Origin of the sequence: Streptococcus mitis subsp. hohhotensis (genome assembly GCF_020089495.2) — a bacterium.
GTDB classification, from domain to species: Bacteria; Bacillota; Bacilli; order Lactobacillales; family Streptococcaceae; genus Streptococcus; species Streptococcus hohhotensis.
Genome location: NZ_JAIRCA020000010.1, coordinates 42,037 through 59,286 on the forward strand (window position 1 = coordinate 42,037; position 17,250 = coordinate 59,286).

Annotated in this window: 15 protein-coding genes; all 15 read left to right on the plus strand. The window is 39.6% G+C overall.

What is annotated here, in order from left to right:
* Positions 1–20: 20 nt before the first annotated feature.
* The 15 genes from K4Z77_RS05580 (at position 21) to K4Z77_RS05650 (ending at position 17,237) form a co-directional block, all read left to right on the plus strand.
* A complete protein-coding gene (locus K4Z77_RS05580; RefSeq protein WP_224218721.1) occupies positions 21–1,382 on the plus strand; it encodes an MATE family efflux transporter in 1,362 nt (453 codons plus the stop codon).
* 153 nt (positions 1,383–1,535) lie between these two features.
* The gene (locus K4Z77_RS05585) at positions 1,536–2,504 is read left to right on the plus strand and encodes a thiamine pyrophosphate-dependent dehydrogenase E1 component subunit alpha (protein ID WP_153193763.1); all 969 of its coding nucleotides are present in this window, start codon (positions 1,536–1,538) and stop codon (positions 2,502–2,504) included.
* A gap of 15 nt (positions 2,505–2,519) precedes the next feature.
* Positions 2,520–3,512 (plus strand): alpha-ketoacid dehydrogenase subunit beta, encoded by a 993-nt coding sequence (locus tag K4Z77_RS05590; RefSeq protein ID WP_224218722.1) that lies wholly within the window; start codon positions 2,520–2,522, stop codon positions 3,510–3,512.
* A 447-nt stretch (positions 3,513–3,959) separates the two neighbouring features.
* On the plus strand, positions 3,960–5,003 hold the full coding sequence (locus K4Z77_RS05595; RefSeq protein ID WP_224218723.1) for a dihydrolipoamide acetyltransferase: 1,044 nt from the start codon (positions 3,960–3,962) through the stop codon (positions 5,001–5,003).
* Between the two features lie 39 nt (positions 5,004–5,042).
* A complete protein-coding gene (lpdA, locus tag K4Z77_RS05600; RefSeq protein ID WP_224218724.1) occupies positions 5,043–6,746 on the plus strand; it encodes a dihydrolipoyl dehydrogenase in 1,704 nt (567 codons plus the stop codon).
* Positions 6,747–6,801: 55 nt separating this feature from the next.
* Positions 6,802–7,791: a lipoate--protein ligase gene (gene lplA, locus K4Z77_RS05605; protein ID WP_101781959.1), complete on the plus strand. Its 990-nt coding sequence runs from the start codon at positions 6,802–6,804 to the stop codon at positions 7,789–7,791.
* Between the two features lie 521 nt (positions 7,792–8,312).
* Positions 8,313–9,572 carry a UDP-N-acetylglucosamine 1-carboxyvinyltransferase gene (gene murA / locus K4Z77_RS05610; protein ID WP_001227091.1) on the plus strand — a complete coding sequence of 420 codons (1,260 nt, stop codon included), beginning with the start codon at positions 8,313–8,315 and terminating at the stop codon, positions 9,570–9,572.
* Positions 9,573–9,587: 15 nt separating this feature from the next.
* Positions 9,588–10,139 (plus strand): GNAT family N-acetyltransferase, encoded by a 552-nt coding sequence (locus K4Z77_RS05615; RefSeq protein WP_224218725.1) that lies wholly within the window; start codon positions 9,588–9,590, stop codon positions 10,137–10,139.
* A complete protein-coding gene (gene spxR, locus K4Z77_RS05620) occupies positions 10,132–11,409 on the plus strand; it encodes a CBS-HotDog domain-containing transcription factor SpxR (RefSeq protein WP_224218726.1) in 1,278 nt (425 codons plus the stop codon). Before K4Z77_RS05615 ends, spxR begins: the two co-directional genes overlap by 8 nt.
* Before the next feature lie 15 nt (positions 11,410–11,424).
* Positions 11,425–12,285 carry a methionyl aminopeptidase gene (locus K4Z77_RS05625; protein ID WP_000631543.1) on the plus strand — a complete coding sequence of 287 codons (861 nt, stop codon included), beginning with the start codon at positions 11,425–11,427 and terminating at the stop codon, positions 12,283–12,285.
* A 267-nt stretch (positions 12,286–12,552) separates the two neighbouring features.
* Positions 12,553–13,260 carry a thiol-disulfide oxidoreductase-associated membrane protein CcdA2 gene (ccdA2, locus tag K4Z77_RS05630; RefSeq protein ID WP_060805537.1) on the plus strand — a complete coding sequence of 236 codons (708 nt, stop codon included), beginning with the start codon at positions 12,553–12,555 and terminating at the stop codon, positions 13,258–13,260.
* A gap of 11 nt (positions 13,261–13,271) precedes the next feature.
* The gene (sdbB, locus tag K4Z77_RS05635; protein ID WP_153193758.1) at positions 13,272–13,829 is read left to right on the plus strand and encodes a thiol-disulfide oxidoreductase-associated lipoprotein SdbB; all 558 of its coding nucleotides are present in this window, start codon (positions 13,272–13,274) and stop codon (positions 13,827–13,829) included.
* 96 nt (positions 13,830–13,925) lie between these two features.
* Positions 13,926–15,347 carry a 23S rRNA (uracil(1939)-C(5))-methyltransferase RlmD gene (rlmD, locus tag K4Z77_RS05640; RefSeq protein ID WP_224218727.1) on the plus strand — a complete coding sequence of 474 codons (1,422 nt, stop codon included), beginning with the start codon at positions 13,926–13,928 and terminating at the stop codon, positions 15,345–15,347.
* A gap of 112 nt (positions 15,348–15,459) precedes the next feature.
* Entirely contained in the window at positions 15,460–16,077 is a 618-nt protein-coding gene (locus tag K4Z77_RS05645; RefSeq protein WP_224218728.1) for an SAP domain-containing protein, read from the plus strand.
* A gap of 278 nt (positions 16,078–16,355) precedes the next feature.
* Positions 16,356–17,237 (plus strand): diacylglycerol/lipid kinase family protein, encoded by an 882-nt coding sequence (locus K4Z77_RS05650; RefSeq protein WP_224218729.1) that lies wholly within the window; start codon positions 16,356–16,358, stop codon positions 17,235–17,237.
* The last annotated feature ends 13 nt before the right edge of the window (positions 17,238–17,250 follow it).

Below are 17,250 nucleotides of genomic sequence, written 5' to 3' on the forward strand. Positions count from 1 at the left end.
TAGAAAAATAGAGAGACTATATGTATCAAACCCATCATTTTAAAGACAAATTTATCTTATTTTTAAAGATATTTTTCCCTATCCTGATTTATCAATTTGCAAATTATTCTGCCTCCTTTGTTGATACGACTATGACTGGCCAATACAATACCATGGACTTGGCTGGTGTGTCTATGGCAACCAGTATCTGGAATCCTTTCTTTACATTTCTGACAGGGATTGTGTCAGCCCTGGTGCCTATTATTGGTCACCATCTTGGTCGAGGTAAAAAGGAAGAAGTTGCGTCTGATTTTTACCAATTTATTTATTTGGCTTTGGGCCTATCCGTGCTCTTGCTGGGGATGGTGCTTTTCTTGGCACCACCAATCTTGAATCATATTGGCTTAGAAGCACCGGTGGCGGCAGTAGCGATTCGCTATCTTTGGCTTTTATCTATCGGGATTATCCCCTTGTTGCTCTTTAGTGTCATTCGTTCCTTGCTGGATGCACTGGGCTTGACCAAACTGTCCATGTACCTCATGCTTTTGTTACTCCCTCTCAATAGTGGATTTAACTATCTCTTGATTTACGGTGCCTTTGGTGTTCCAGAGCTGGGAGGGGCTGGTGCTGGTTTAGGAACATCCTTGGCCTATTGGGTCTTGCTTGGGATTTCTGTTCTGGTTTTATTTAAACAGGAGAAGCTTAAAGCCCTACATCTTGAGAAACGAATTCCTCTTAATATGGATAAAATTAAGGAAGGGGTTCGCTTAGGTCTTCCTATTGGGGGGACTGTCTTTGCGGAAGTGGCTATCTTTTCCGTGGTTGGCTTGATTATGGCTAAGTTCTCATCTTTGATTATCGCTAGTCACCAGTCAGCCATGAACTTTTCAACTCTCATGTACGCCTTTCCTATGAGTATTTCATCGGCTATGGCTATTGTTGTTTCCTATGAAGTGGGAGCCAAGAGATTTGATGATGCGAAAACCTATATTAGTTTAGGAAGATGGACTGCCCTCATTTTTGCAGGATTCACCTTATTCTTTCTTTACATTTTTAGAGGAAATGTGGCCAGTCTTTATGGTAACGATCCAGAATTTATCAATTTGACAGCGCGTTTTTTGACTTACAGCCTCTTCTTCCAGTTGGCAGATACCTTTGCGGCACCGCTTCAGGGAATTTTACGGGGTTATAAGGATACAGTTATTCCTTTTTACCTTGGTTTGGTTGGTTACTGGGGGGTGACACTCCCAGTAGCTATGATATTCGACTCTCTAACGGATTTTGGAGCTTATTCTTACTGGATTGGTTTGATTATTAGTCTAATCGTGAGTGGCGTTCTCTACCGTTGGCGTTTGACAGTGATTATGAAAAGATTTGAATCTTTAGCAAAATCTAAACGATAAAAAGTTTGTGAAAAAATATTCTTAATGAGAAAATCCCTTGTTTTCATGGGGTTTTCTTTTTTATTTTGTGAAATTTCTTTTAGAAAAACTTTGACAGTATTTGTCAAAAACGGTAAAATAGTAAGGTAAGAAGAAAGTTAGAAAGGCAAGAAGATGTCAACTTTAGATAAAAATCTTTTGCTAGAAATGTTCCGTAAGATGGAAGAAATCCGTCGCATGGACTTAAAAATTGCACAATTAGTAAAGAAAGGGAAAGTGCCAGGAATGACGCACTTTTCTGTTGGAGAAGAGGCAGCTAACGTGGGTGCTATGTTAGCTCTCAATCCAGATGATCTAATTACCTCAAACCACCGTGGACACGGGCAAGCCATTGCCAAAGGAATTGACCTCAACGGAATGATGGCTGAAATCCTTGGTAAATACACTGGAACCTGTAAAGGAAAAGGTGGTTCTATGCATATCGCCGACCTTGATGCTGGTAACCTTGGTGCCAATGGTATCGTAGGTGGTGGTATGGGGATCGCTGTTGGTGCAGCCCTCAGTCAGCAAATGCAAAATACCGGTAAAATCGTTGTCTGCTTCTTTGGAGATGGTGCGACCAATGAAGGTGTTTTCCACGAAGCAGTGAACATGGCTTCTATCTGGAACCTGCCAGTCATTTTCTATTGCATTAACAACGGTTATGGAATCTCTGCGGATATCAAGAAAATGACTAATGTGGAGCATATCCATCAACGTAGCGCTGCTTATGGAATTCCTGGAATGTTCATCGAAGATGGAAACAATGTCATCGACGTTTATGAAGGATTTAAGAAAGCTGTAGATCATGTTCGTGGTGGCAATGGGCCTGTATTGATTGAAAGTGTTACTTATCGCTGGCTTGGTCACTCATCATCTGACCCTGGTAAATATCGTACACGTGAAGAAGTGGAACTGTGGAAACAAAAAGACCCAATTGAAAATCTTCGCAAGCACCTTATTGAAAATAACATTGCAAGTGCTACAGAATTGGAAGAAATTCAAGCGCAAGTCAAGGAAGCAGTAGAAGCTTCTGTTAAATTTGCGGAAGAAAGTCCATTCCCACCGATTGAATCAGCATTTGAAGATATTTACGCAGACTAAGGAGAAAGAGATAAAATGGAAACAAAAACAATGTCCTTCCGTGACACCATTATCCTTGCTATGTCTGAGGAAATGCGTCGCGATGAAAATGTGTTCTTGATGGGAGAAGATGTCGGTGTCTTTGGAGGAGACTTCGGTACTTCTGTCGGAATGCTTGAAGAATTTGGCCCAGAACGTGTTCGTGACTGTCCGATTTCTGAAGCTGCCATCTCTGGAGCAGCAGCAGGAGCAGCCATGACAGGACTTCGTCCAATCGTTGATATGACCTTCATGGACTTCTCGGTTATTGCCATGGACAATATCGTCAACCAAGCTGCTAAAACTCGTTACATGTTTGGTGGTAAAGGTCAGGTTCCAATGACTGTTCGATGCGCAGCTGGTAATGGGGTAGGTTCTGCCGCTCAGCACTCACAATCTCTAGAGTCTTGGTTCACTCACATTCCTGGACTTAAAGTTGTAGCACCAGGTACGCCTGCGGACATGAAAGGACTGCTCAAGTCTTCTATCCGTGATAACAACCCTGTTATCATTCTTGAGTACAAGTCAGAATTTAACCAAAAAGGGGAAGTTCCAGTTGATCCAGACTACACAATTCCACTTGGTGTCGGGGAAATCAAACGTGAAGGTACAGATGTAACAGTTGTTACTTACGGAAAAATGCTTCGCCGTGTGGTTCAAGCTGCTGAAGAATTGGCAGAAGAAGGAATTTCAGTTGAAATTGTTGACCCACGTACCCTTGTTCCGCTTGATAAGGAGATCATCATAAACTCAGTTAAGAAGACTGGTAAAGTTGTTCTGGTCAATGATGCCCACAAGACAAGTGGCTATATCGGTGAAATTTCAGCTATTATTTCAGAATCAGAAGCATTTGACTATCTAGATGCACCAATCCGCCGCTGTGCAGGAGAAGATGTGCCGATGCCTTATGCACAAAACCTAGAAAATGCAATGATTCCAACCGTTGAAAGCATCAAAAATGCAATCCGTAAAACATATAACAAAGAATAGAATTACATAAATTAAATTATGTAATGTTTTAGAGGTTTTAACTTTAGTAACTTGAGATATGTTTTGTATTCAAATGATTTGAAGAGTTGCGACATGAGTGAGTCGAATCGATAATATTCGACGAATGAATTAGTAAGTCTACAAGGTTGACCGCCAAATAGCGGCAACCGTAGTAACTTGAGACGCGTTTCGTGTTCAAGTTACTTGTAGAGTTGAGCACGGGCTAAAAGCTCGGAAAAAGATTAATCTCCTTAACTTCATCGAGGTCTACGTTGATTTCCTATTTTTCGGTCGCTTTTAAACGCCCTTTGCATCATGTAATTGAATTCGGACGGAGGTCTGCGAAAAAAAGATAGATTTCCTTGTGTTCATCGAACACATCGTCAATCTCCTATTTTTTCATTGCCCTCTTCGTCCTTAACATCTTAGTATAGAATTGGAGAGGTCATGGCTGATGACAAGCTAAGAGCGACTCCTGCGGCTAGAAAGTTAGCGGATGATTTAGGGATCAACCTCTACGACGTTTCTGGCTCAGGTGCAAACGGTCGTGTCCACAAAGAAGACGTGGAAACTTATAAAGACACAAACGTGGTTCGCATTTCGCCACTTGCAAAACGAATTGCCCTCAAACATAACATTGCTTGGCAGGAAATCCAAGGAACTGGTCATCGTGGTAAAATCATGAAGAAGGATGTTTTGGTCTTGCTTCCTGAAAATATCGAAAACAATACCATCAAGTCTCCTGCTCAGATTGAAAAAGTGGAAGAAGTTCCTGATAACGTAACACCATACGGTGAAATTGAACGTATTCCAATGACAGCAATGCGTAAAGTTATTGCCCAACGTATGGTTGAATCTTACCTAACTGCGCCAACCTTCACCCTCAACTATGAAGTTGATATGACTGAAATGTTGGCTCTGCGTAAGAAGGTTCTTGAGCCAATCATGGAATCAACTGGGAAGAAGACTACTGTAACAGATCTTCTTTCACTTGCAGTTGTTAAGACTCTTATGAAACACCCCTACATCAACGCTTCATTGACAGAAGATGGAAAGACCATTATCACTCACAACTATGTCAATCTTGCCATGGCAGTTGGGATGGATAATGGATTGATGACACCTGTTGTTTACAATGCTGAGAAGATGAGTCTTTCAGAACTGGTTGTAGCCTTTAAAGATGTGATTGGCCGTACCTTGGATGGTAAATTGGCTCCAAGCGAACTGCAAAACTCAACCTTCACAATCAGTAATTTGGGAATGTTTGGTGTTCAGTCCTTTGGTCCTATCATCAACCAACCAAACTCAGCTATCCTTGGTGTGAGCTCGACAATCGAGAAGCCAGTTGTCGTCAATGGTGAAATTGTGATTCGCCCAATCATGAGTCTTGGTTTAACAATTGACCACCGTGTCGTAGATGGTATGGCTGGTGCTAAGTTTATGAAGGACTTGAAAGAATTGATTGAAAATCCAATCACAATGTTGATTTAAGAGCATTCATTTTTAAGATATAGATAAAGGAAGGAAGACATGGCCTTAGAAGTAATTATGCCAAAAGCCGGCGTGGATATGACAGAAGGACAAATCGTCCAATGGAATAAAAAAGTCGGAGAATTTGTAAAAGAAGGAGAAATCCTTTTGGAAATCATGACTGACAAAGTCAGCATGGAATTGGAAGCCGAAGAAGACGGTTATTTGATCGCTATCCTAAAAGGTGACGGCGAGACTGTTCCTGTTACTGAAGTTATCGGTTACCTTGGTGAAGAAGGGGAAAACATCCCAACAGCTGGAGCAGCTGCACCAGAAGCTAGCCCAGCACCTGCAGCAAGTGCTTCGAACGATGATGGTAAGAGTGATGATGCTTATGATATCGTTGTTATTGGTGGTGGACCTGCTGGTTATGTTTCTGCCATTAAAGCAGCTCAATTAGGTGGTAAGGTTGCTCTTGTTGAAAAATCTGAACTTGGTGGAACTTGCTTGAACCGTGGATGTATCCCAACCAAGACTTACCTTCACAACGCTGAAATTATCGAAAATATCGGTCATGCAGCAAATCGTGGTATCGTGATTGAAAACCCTAACTTCACAGTTGATATGGAGAAACTTTTAGAAACTAAATCTAAAGTTGTCAACACCCTTGTAGGTGGGGTTGCAGGACTTCTTCGTAGCTACGGTGTTGATGTTCATAAGGGTATCGGTACTATCACTAAAGATAAGAATGTCTTGGTAAACGGTTCTGAATTGCTTGAAACTAAGAAGATCATCCTTGCTGGTGGTTCAAAAGTAAGCAAAATCAATGTTCCTGGTATGGAATCATCTCTTGTGATGACTAGTGATGACATCCTTGAAATGAACGAAGTTCCAGAAAGCCTCGTTATCATCGGTGGTGGGGTTGTCGGTATCGAACTCGGTCAAGCATTCATGACCTTCGGTTCAAAAGTTACTGTTATCGAAATGATGGATCGCATTGTTCCAGCGATGGATGCGGAAGTATCTAAAAACCTTCGCTTGATTCTTGAACGCAAAGGTATGACGATCTTGACAGGTACTAAACTTCAAGAAATTATTGAAGAAGATGGCAAACTCCGTATCAAAGTTGAAGGAAAAGATGATATCATCGCTAGCAAAGCTCTCCTTTCAATTGGTCGTGTGCCAGACCTTGAAGGAATTGGCGAAGTTGAGTTTGAATTGGATCGTGGACGTATCAAGGTTAACGAGTACATGGAAACTTCTGTTCCTGGTATTTATGCACCAGGCGATATCAACGGTACTAAGATGTTGGCTCACGCTGCCTTCCGTATGGGTGAAGTTGCTGCTGAAAATGCCCTTAAAGGAAACCACGCTGTTGCCAAATTGAACTTGACTCCTGCAGCTATTTACACACTTCCAGAAGTAGCAGCAGTTGGTTTGACTGAAGAACAAGCTCGTGAAAAATATGATGTCCAAATCGGTAAATTCAACTTTGCTGCTAACGGTCGTGCCATTGCATCTGATGCTGCTCAAGGTTTCGTTAAAGTTATCGCAGATAAGAAATACGGTGAAATCCTTGGTGTTCATATCATCGGACCTGCAGCTGCAGAATTGATCAATGAAGCATCGAGCATTATTGAAATGGAAATCACTGTAGAAGAAATGCTTAAGACAATCCACGGACACCCAACATACTCTGAAGTAATGTACGAAGCATTTGCTGATGTTCTTGGAATGGCTATCCATTCACCTAAGAAAAAATAAAAATTGATAGACTAGACTGGAATTTATTCCAGTCTCTATCGTATAAAGGGATATCATGAAATATATTATCAATCATTCAAACGACACTGCTTTTAATATCGCCTTGGAAGAATATGCCTTTAAACACCTTTTGGATGAGGATCAAATCTTCCTACTTTGGATCAACAAGCCATCTATCATTGTTGGTCGTCACCAAAATACCATCGAAGAAATCAACCGTGATTATGTTCGAGAAAATGGTATTGAGGTGGTCCGCCGTATCAGTGGTGGTGGAGCTGTTTACCACGATTTAAATAACCTCAACTACACGATCATCTCCAAAGAAGATGAAAATAAGGCATTTGACTTCAAGAGCTTCTCAACTCCAGTTATCAATACTTTGGCTCAACTTGGGGTTAAAGCTGAGTTCACAGGCCGTAATGACTTAGAGATTGATGGAAAGAAATTCTGTGGCAATGCTCAAGCCTATATCAACGGTCGTATCATGCACCACGGTTGCTTGCTCTTTGACGTTGATTTGTCAGTCCTTGCTAACGCCCTCAAGGTTTCAAAGGACAAATTTGAGTCAAAAGGTGTGAAATCCGTCCGTGCTCGTGTAACCAATATTGTCAATGAATTGCCAGAAAAAATCACGGTTGAAGAATTCCGTGATTTACTCTTGGAATACATGAAAAAAGAGTACCCAGAGATGACTGAATACGTTTTTTCTGAGGAACAATTGGATGAAATCAATCGCATCAAGGATACTAAGTTTGGTACTTGGGACTGGAACTACGGTAAATCACCTGAATTTAACGTCCGTCGTGGAACAAAATTCACTAGTGGTAAGGTTGAAGTTTTTGCTAATGTCGTCGAATCAAAAATCCAAGACATCAAGATTTATGGTGACTTCTTTGGTATCGAGGACGTTGTAGCTGTAGAAGATGTCCTTCGTGGAGTGAAATACGAACGCGAAGACGTCCTTAAAGCCCTAGAAACTATTGATATCACACGCTACTTTGCTGGTATTAGCCGCGAAGAAATCGCTGAAGCGGTAGTAGAGTAAAGAAAAGCTATTTGTTAGTCATTGTGGGTTGCAGAAAAGATATTATCTGGATAGGACAAGTCTTAAAACCTGCTGAACGAGAATCAAAAAGAACTCACTTCCAGTGCTTAATAAAAAAACTCGGAAGTTTGTTCTGAGTCAACTAAATACGACTATTTGCAATTGAATATAGAGATGAGAAGGTCAGTAGTAGATTGTCTGCAAGGTGACACAGACATGAGTTGTTTTTGATTTCCGCATAGTATTAACACCCCAAAAGACTATTATCTCTTATAGTTGAACGATACCTCAAAAGTTAGATAGAGAAAATCTAATTTTTGGGGTATTTTGCAGTTCTTAATTTAGGCTTTTTTAGTATCAAAAGATGTTTCATAAAATATGGACTCAACCTTTCAACTTAATCCTATTTATTACTTACTATCTCCAATAAAAGTGAAAAGGATGGAAAAAAGGTTGCATTTATGATATAATTTATTTTAAAGACCTTATTAGAAATCTTGAAAGAGTATTAAAAACTTAGAATGAGAAAAATTGTTATCAATGGTGGATTACCACTACAAGGTGAAATCACTATTAGTGGTGCTAAAAATAGCGTTGTGGCCTTAATTCCAGCTATTATATTGGCTGATGATGTGGTGACTTTGGATTGCGTTCCAGATATTTCGGATGTAGCAAGTCTTGTCGAAATTATGGAATTGATGGGAGCTACTGTTAAGCGTTATGACGATGTCTTGGAGATTGATCCAAGAGGTGTTCAAAATATTCCAATGCCTTATGGTAAAATTAACAGTCTTCGTGCATCTTACTATTTTTATGGGAGCCTCTTAGGCCGTTTTGGTGAAGCGACAGTTGGTCTACCGGGAGGATGCGATCTAGGTCCTCGTCCGATCGACTTACACCTTAAGGCATTTGAAGCCATGGGTGCCACTGTTAGCTACGAGGGAGATAACATGAAGTTATCTGCTAAAGATACAGGACTTCATGGTGCAAGTATTTACATGGACACGGTTAGTGTAGGGGCAACGATCAATACGATGATTGCTGCGGTTAAAGCGAATGGTCGTACTATTATTGAAAATGCAGCCCGTGAACCTGAAATTATTGATGTAGCTACCCTCTTGAATAATATGGGAGCCCATATCCGCGGTGCAGGAACTAATATCATCATTATTGATGGTGTTGAAAGATTACATGGAACCCGTCATCAGGTGATTCCAGACCGTATCGAAGCTGGAACATATATTTCTTTAGCTGCTGCAGTCGGCAAGGGGATTCGTATAAATAATGTTCTTTACGAACACCTAGAAGGATTTATTGCTAAGCTGGAAGAAATGGGAGTGAGAATGACTGTATCTGAAGACAGCATTTTTGTCGAAGAGCAGTCTAATTTGAAAGCAATCAATATTAAGACAGCTCCTTACCCAGGCTTTGCAACTGATTTGCAACAACCGATTACTCCACTTTTACTAAGAGCGAATGGTCGTGGTACAATTGTCGATACGATTTACGAAAAACGTGTAAATCATGTTTTTGAACTAGCAAAGATGGATGCGGACATTTCGACAACAAATGGTCATATTTTGTACACAGGTGGACGTGATTTGCGTGGGGCCAGTGTTAAAGCGACTGACCTACGAGCTGGGGCTGCACTAGTCATTGCTGGGCTTATGGCTGAAGGTAAAACTGAAATTACCAATATCGAGTTTATCTTACGTGGTTATTCTGATATTATTGAAAAATTACGTAATCTAGGAGCGGATATTACACTTGTTGAGGATTAAACCGTAGAGGTGTTTATGAATATTTGGACCAAATTAGCAATGTTTTCTTTTTTTGAAACGGATCGCTTGTATTTGCGTCCTTTCTTTTTTAGTGATAGTCAAGACTTCCATGAGATAGCCTCAAATCCTGAAAATCTTCAATTTATTTTCCCAACTCAGGCAAGTCTGGAAGAAAGTCAATATGCATTAGCAAATTACTTTATGAAGTCCCCTTTGGGAGTGTGGGCAATTTGTGACCAGAAAACTGAAAAAATGATTGGTTCTGTTAAGTTTGAAAAGTTAGATGAAATTAAAAAAGAAGCAGAACTTGGCTATTTTTTGAGAAAAGATGCTTGGTCTCAAGGATTTATGACAGAGGTTGTTAGAAAAATTTGTCAACTTTCTTTTGAGGAATTTGGTTTAAAACAATTGTCCATTATTACCCACCTTGAAAATGAAGCTAGCCAAAGAGTTGCTCTTAAGTCTGGATTTCGTTTGTTCCGTCAGTTTAAGGGAAGTGATCGCTACACAAGAAAAATGCGGGATTATCTTGAATTTCGGTATGTAAAAGGAGAATTCAATGAGTAAGCATCAGGAAATTCTAAGCTATTTGGAGGAATTACCAGTAGGTAAAAGGGTCAGTGTTCGTAGCATTTCCAACCATCTGGGAGTCAGTGATGGAACGGCCTATCGTGCTATCAAAGAAGCTGAAAATCGTGGAATTGTGGAGACCCGCCCAAGAAGTGGTACTATCCGTGTTAAATCCCAGAAAGTTGCGATTGAAAGATTAACTTTTGCTGAAATTGCAGAAGTGACTTCTTCTGAGGTTTTGGCTGGGCAAGAAGGTTTAGAGAGAGAATTTAGTAAGTTTTCAATTGGTGCCATGACTGAACAAAATATCTTGTCTTACCTTCACGATGGGGGACTCTTGATTGTCGGAGACCGTACCCGTATCCAACTGTTAGCACTTGAAAATGAAAATGCTGTTCTTGTGACAGGAGGATTTCATGTTCATGATGATGTGCTTAAACTGGCCAATCAAAAAGGAATTCCTGTTCTGAGAAGCAAGCATGATACTTTCACTGTCGCGACCATGATTAATAAAGCCTTGTCAAATGTTCAAATCAAGACTGATATTCTGACAGTTGAGAAACTTTATCGTCCGAGTCATGAGTATGGTTTTCTGAGAGAGACCGACACCGTTAAAGATTATTTGGATTTGGTTCGTAAGAATCGTAGCAGTCGTTTCCCTGTTATCAATCAACATCAGGTCGTTGTTGGGGTTGTTACTATGAGAGATGCGGGTGATAAGTCACCAAGTACCACAATTGATAAGGTCATGTCTCGTAGTCTATTTTTAGTTGGATTATCGACAAATATTGCCAATGTGAGTCAACGGATGATTGCTGAAGACTTTGAAATGGTACCGGTTGTCCGGAATAATCAAACCTTGCTTGGAGTTGTGACACGGCGAGATGTCATGGAGAAGATGAGTCGTTCTCAAGTTTCGGCTCTACCAACTTTTTCTGAGCAGATTGGTCAAAAACTCGCTTATCACCATGATGAAGTAGTGATTACAGTGGAACCCTTTATGCTTGAGAAAAACGGTGTTTTAGCTAACGGTGTATTGGCAGAGATACTGACTCATATGACCCAAGATTTAGTTGTGAATAGTGGTCGCAATCTCATCATCAAGCAAATGCTGATCTACTTTTTGCAGGCTGTTCAGATAGATGATATACTGCGCATTCAAGCACGCATTATCCACCATACTAGACGATCAGCTATTATTGATTACGATATTTATCATGGTCATCAGATTGTTTCAAAGGCAAATGTGACTGTTAAAATTAATTAGAAACTAGGAGAAAAAATGATAACATTAAAATCAGCTCGTGAAATCGAAGCTATGGACAAGGCCGGTGATTTTTTAGCAAGTATCCATATTGGCTTGCGTGATTTGATTAAGCCAGGCGTAGATATGTGGGAAGTTGAAGAGTATGTCCGACGTCGTTGCAAGGAAGAAAATTTCCTTCCACTTCAGATTGGGGTTGACGGTGCCATGATGGACTATCCTTATGCTACCTGCTGCTCTCTTAACGATGAAGTAGCTCATGCCTTCCCTCGTCACTATATTTTGAAAGATGGTGATTTGCTCAAAGTTGATATGGTTTTGGGAGGTCCTATTGCTAAATCTGACCTGAATGTCTCAAAATTAAACTTCAACAATGTTGAGCAAATGAAGAAATACACTCAGAGCTATTCTGGTGGTCTTGCAGACTCATGTTGGGCTTATGCTGTAGGTACACCGTCCGAAGAAGTGAAAAACTTGATGGATGTAACCAAAGAAGCTATGTACAAGGGGATTGAGCAAGCTGTTGTTGGGAACCGTATCGGGGATATCGGTGCGGCTATTCAAGAATACGCTGAAAGCCGTGGTTACGGTGTAGTGCGTGATTTGGTTGGTCATGGTGTTGGCCCAACTATGCACGAAGAACCAATGGTTCCTAACTATGGTATTGCTGGTCGTGGACTCCGTCTTCGTGAAGGAATGGTCTTAACCATTGAACCGATGATTAATACAGGCGATTGGGAAATTGATACAGATATGAAGACTGGTTGGGCGCATAAGACCATTGACGGTGGCCTATCTTGTCAATATGAACACCAATTTGTCATTACTAAGGATGGTCCGGTAATCTTGACTAGCCAAGGTGAAGAAGGGACTTATTAAAATAAGTAAAAGTAGATTGAAGAAAAAGTGGCTCTTTGGACAATTTTCTTCAATTTTTTCTTTTATCTATAGTGAAATGAAAAAACCGAACAATTTGATTGAGAAATTCAAATCAATTTCTAACAATGTTTTAGAAAACATAGTGTACTATTAAAGAGTTTATTCCATATAATATAATGATAAAAACAGTTAACCGTAGCAAACTTGATACAAATTTTAATATTTATAGTACAATAGGTTTAAATTCTTAAGAAAGTTGGTTCTTTATTGGAAACGCTAGTATTTTCAATCTCCGTTTTTTTAGCAGGGGTCTTGTCCTTCTTTTCTCCCTGTATTTTTCCTCTTCTGCCAGTTTATGCTGGAATTTTATTGGATGATCAGGAAAGTGCAAAAAGCTTCTCCTTATTTGGAAGAAAAGTTGCCTGGTCAGGTTTGATTCGAACACTTTGCTTTATCGCAGGTATTTCACTCATTTTCTTTATTCTAGGATTTGGTGCTGGTTACTTTGGTAATATTCTCTATGCCAATTGGTTTCGCTATACCATGGGTACGATTATCATTATTTTGGGCCTTCACCAGATGGAAATTTTTCATTTTAAAAAATTAGAGGTTCAAAAAAGCTTTACTTTTAAGAAATCGGAAGCCAATCGTTATTGGTCAGCCTTTTTACTCGGTATTACCTTTAGCTTCGGTTGGACGCCTTGTATCGGTCCAGTTTTAAGTTCTGTTTTAGCGCTTGCGGCTTCTGGAGGCAATGGGGCTTGGCAAGGAGCTATTTATACCTTGATTTACACTCTGGGGATGGCCATTCCTTTCTTGGTCTTGGCTCTAGCTTCAGGTGTAGTAATGCCTTATTTTAGTAAAATCAAGCGTCATATGATGCTACTGAAGAAAATTGGTGGTTTCCTCATTATTTTAATGGGAATTTTGTTACTATTAGGACAAGTAAATGTTCTAGCTGGAATTTTTGAATAAAGGAGAAAAAGATGAAAAAAGTAATGTTTGCTGGCTTAAGCCTCTTGTCATTAGTTGTATTGATGGCCTGTGGTGAGGAAGAAACTAAAAAGACTCAAGTAGCACAACAGCCAAAACAACAAACGACTGTACAACAAATTGCTGTTGGAAAAGATGCTCCAGATTTTACCTTGCAATCTATGGACGGTAAAGAAGTTAAGTTATCTGATTATAAGGGTAAAAAAGTCTATTTGAAGTTTTGGGCTTCCTGGTGTGGTCCATGTAAGAAAAGTATGCCAGAGTTGATGGAACTAGCGGCGAAACCAGATCGTGATTTCGAAATTCTTAGTGTCATTGCACCAGGAATTCAAGGTGAAAAAACCGTTGAGCAATTCCCACAATGGTTCCAAGATCAAGGTTATAAGGATATCCCAGTTCTTTATGACACAAAAGCAACCACATTCCAAGCTTATCAAATCCGAAGCATTCCTACAGAATACCTGATTGACAGTCAAGGAAAGATTGGAAAGATTCAATTTGGTGTTATCAGTAATGCGGATGCAGAAGCAGCATTTAAAGAAATGAACTAGAATAGATAAAGAGAATCTGATTATAAATTTCATGGTATAATAGATGGTAACCGTAACGTTGCCGTCTTTTTTGTCGGCCAATAGAAAGAGAAGAGAATGTTAAAGAAAAATGATATTGTAGAAGTTGAAATTGTTGACTTGACCCATGAAGGTGCAGGAGTTGCCAAGGTGGATGGTTTGGTGTTTTTTGTAGAGAATGCTTTACCGAGTGAAAAAATCCTCATGCGTGTCCTCAAGGTCAATAAAAAGATTGGTTTCGGAAAAGTTGAAAAATACCTTACTTACTCTCCGCATCGTAACCAAGACCTTGACCTAGCTTATCTACGATCAGGTATCGCTGACTTGGGGCATCTTGCTTATCCAGAGCAGCTCAAGTTTAAAACCAAGCAAGTCAAAGACAGTCTATACAAGATTGCTGGGATTGCTGATGTAGAGGTTGCTGAAACTTTGGGTATGAAAAATCCAGTTAAGTACCGCAACAAGGCCCAGGTCCCTGTTCGTCGAGTAAATGGTATCTTGGAAACTGGATTTTTCCGTAAGAATTCCCATGACCTCATGCCTCTAGAAGATTTCTTTATCCAAGATCCTGTGATTGATGAGGTAGTAGTAGGTCTACGTGACTTGCTCCGCCGTTATAATTTGAAACCTTATGATGAAAAGGAACAAGCTGGCTTGATTCGAAACCTTGTGGTGCGCCGCGGACACTATTCAGGCCAAATTATGGTTATTTTGGTAACAACTCGACCTAAAGTTTTCCGTGTTGACCAATTGATTGAACAATTAATCAAGCAATTCCCAGAGATTGTGTCTGTTATGCAAAATATCAATGACCAGAACACCAATGCTATTTTTGGTAAGGAATGGCGGACCCTTTATGGACAAGACTTTATCACTGACCAGATGTTGGGAAATGACTACCAAATCGCTGGACCTGCTTTTTACCAAGTCAATACTGAAATGGCAGAGAAACTTTATCAGACAGCCATTGACTTTGCGGAGTTAAGAGAAGATGATGTGGTCATCGATGCCTATTCTGGTATCGGGACGATTGGCCTCTCTGTTGCGAAACACGTCAAAGAAGTTTATGGTGTTGAAGTGATTCCAGAAGCAGTTGAGAATAGCAAGAAGAATGCCCAACTCAACAATATCTCAAACGCCCACTATGTCTGTGACACAGCTGAAAACGCCATGAAGACTTGGCTTAAAGAAGGAATTCAACCAACCGTTATCCTAGTGGATCCACCAAGAAAAGGACTCACCGAGAGTTTTATCAAAGCTAGTAGCCAAACAGGAGCAGACCGCATTGCCTATATCTCATGCAATGTCGCTACTATGGCGCGTGATATCAAACTCTACCGAGAATTGGGATATGAGTTGAAGAAAGTACAGCCAGTGGACTTATTTCCTCAAACGCACCACGTTGAGGCTGTATCACTACTTGTACGAGCTGAGGCATCAACGAAGTTATGGGATAGGACTCGTAGAATGAGGAGGGGAACCGACGAAATGATACGGTAAGTCTGGACCGCTGAGTGTGTGATTGTGAGCTTGAATCCTAAGTATGAACACAGGCAAATAGTAAGGTACTCTTTGAGTGAAAAAGTAAATTGTTTTTGGTGGAGCTAAAATATTGATAGAGAACAGACCAGAGTTTGATAAAATCACATCCTTTGATGAGTTTAATAAATACTATTGGTATCGTGATGAACTTTCACAACTATGTAAATCATTAGGATTAGAATATAGAGGTACCAAACAAGAACTCAATCATATTATTGAGCAGTACTTTAAGGGGAATTTGATTAAAAAATCATCAACAAAAAGAAATAAGAAACGAGTGGCAGCTATTGCCTTAGATACGCCCTTACTTGAATGTGGATTCTCCTTTAATGCAGACTTTAGAGAATATTTCTCAACTTTAACAGATGTTTCGCCATTTAAATTTACTGCTGATATGGCTACAGCTTGGAGAAAAGTAAAAAGAGAAAATGATTTGAGTTTTACAATCCAAGATATGCTAAAAGTCTATTATGGAAATTCAGATTATGCTAAGTATGATCATTCGGTTTGTCAATGGAACCAATTTTTAAAGGATTTCTGTGCAGACGAAAATAGTCGTAACTACTCCAATAAATTAAAAGTAGCTTCAACTCTTTGGAAAGAAGTTAGAAATTCAAGTAATGAAAAAAGTTATTCAAAGAATCTTTTGACTGAATATGCTGATAAAATAAAAGAGTATGATAAGTAGAAACTCCATCTCACTTGGTGGCGACAGTGATACTCTCGCAGCAATTACTGGCAGCATAGCAGAGGCAGCTTATGGTATTCCTGATTGGATTAAGGATAAGACCTACTCTTACTTGGATGAACACTTAAAGGATGTAGTTATGCGATGGGAAAATAAAAGTCTATTAATCTCCAGTACGTCAGATTTCTCTTTTCTGTATTTTCATTGTATAATAGGGGTATATTTAATTTCATATAATGAAATATAAAGATTTCTAACGAATATTAAGGAGAAAATTAATGAAAAAAGCAATGGTAATTATCAACCCTACTTCTGGTGGGGAAAAGGCTTTGGATTACAAAGAAAAGCTGGAGAATAAAGTCAAAGAATACTTTGATCGCGTGGAAACCAAAATTACCGAAAAGGCGCTGGATGCAACAAATTTTGCTGAAGAAGCGTCTCGTGAGCAGTACGATGCAGTGGTTGTTTTTGGTGGAGATGGGACTGTTAATGAAGTCATTTCGGGTATTGCTGAGAGAGACTACATTCCTAAGTTAGGGATTATCCCAGGTGGGACGGGTAACCTCATTACAAAACTGTTGGAAATCAATCAAGACATTGATGGCGCAATTGATGAACTGGATTTTGATTTAACAAATAAGATTGATATCGGAAAAGCGAATGACAATTATTTTGGTTATATTTTTAGTATCGGTTCTCTGCCTGAGGCGATTCACAATGTGGAGATTGAGGACAAGACAAAATTCGGTATTTTAGCCTATGCTGTAAATACCATGAAGTCTGTCATGACGGATCAGGTATTTAACATTAAAGTTGAAACAGAAAATGGAAATTATGTTGGTGAGGCTAGCCATGTTTTGGTTCTCTTGACAAATTACTTCGCTGATAAGAAAATCTTTGAAGAAAACAAGGACGGCTATGCCAACATTTTGATTTTAAAAGATGCGTCTCTGTTCTCCAAATTATCCGTCATTCCTGATTTACTAAAAGGAGATGTTGTCGCAAATAATAATATCGAGTATATCAAAGCGCGTAATATTAAGATTTCTTCAGATAGTGAATTGGAGTCAGATGTTGATGGTGATAAATCGGATAACCTACCTGTAGAAATCAAAGTTTTAGCTCAGCGAGTTGAAGTATTTTCAAAACCGAAAGAGTAGAAGGTAAAAATTA

Excerpts from the sequence above, each read along its gene's own strand:
- murA (WP_001227091.1), top strand. The coding sequence starts at position 8,313 with ATGAGAAAAATTGTTATCAATGGTGGATTACCACTACAAGGTGAAATC.
- spxR (WP_224218726.1), top strand. The coding sequence starts at position 10,132 with ATGAGTAAGCATCAGGAAATTCTAAGCTATTTGGAGGAATTACCAGTA.
- K4Z77_RS05595 (WP_224218723.1), top strand. The coding sequence starts at position 3,960 with ATGGCTGATGACAAGCTAAGAGCGACTCCTGCGGCTAGAAAGTTAGCG.
- K4Z77_RS05590 (WP_224218722.1), top strand. The coding sequence starts at position 2,520 with ATGGAAACAAAAACAATGTCCTTCCGTGACACCATTATCCTTGCTATG.
- K4Z77_RS05580 (WP_224218721.1), top strand. The coding sequence starts at position 21 with ATGTATCAAACCCATCATTTTAAAGACAAATTTATCTTATTTTTAAAG.
- K4Z77_RS05650 (WP_224218729.1), top strand. The coding sequence starts at position 16,356 with ATGAAAAAAGCAATGGTAATTATCAACCCTACTTCTGGTGGGGAAAAG.
- lplA (WP_101781959.1), top strand. The coding sequence starts at position 6,802 with ATGAAATATATTATCAATCATTCAAACGACACTGCTTTTAATATCGCC.
- K4Z77_RS05625 (WP_000631543.1), top strand. The coding sequence starts at position 11,425 with ATGATAACATTAAAATCAGCTCGTGAAATCGAAGCTATGGACAAGGCC.
- rlmD (WP_224218727.1), top strand. The coding sequence starts at position 13,926 with ATGTTAAAGAAAAATGATATTGTAGAAGTTGAAATTGTTGACTTGACC.
- sdbB (WP_153193758.1), top strand. The coding sequence starts at position 13,272 with ATGAAAAAAGTAATGTTTGCTGGCTTAAGCCTCTTGTCATTAGTTGTA.
- K4Z77_RS05615 (WP_224218725.1), top strand. The coding sequence starts at position 9,588 with ATGAATATTTGGACCAAATTAGCAATGTTTTCTTTTTTTGAAACGGAT.
- lpdA (WP_224218724.1), top strand. The coding sequence starts at position 5,043 with ATGGCCTTAGAAGTAATTATGCCAAAAGCCGGCGTGGATATGACAGAA.
- K4Z77_RS05585 (WP_153193763.1), top strand. The coding sequence starts at position 1,536 with ATGTCAACTTTAGATAAAAATCTTTTGCTAGAAATGTTCCGTAAGATG.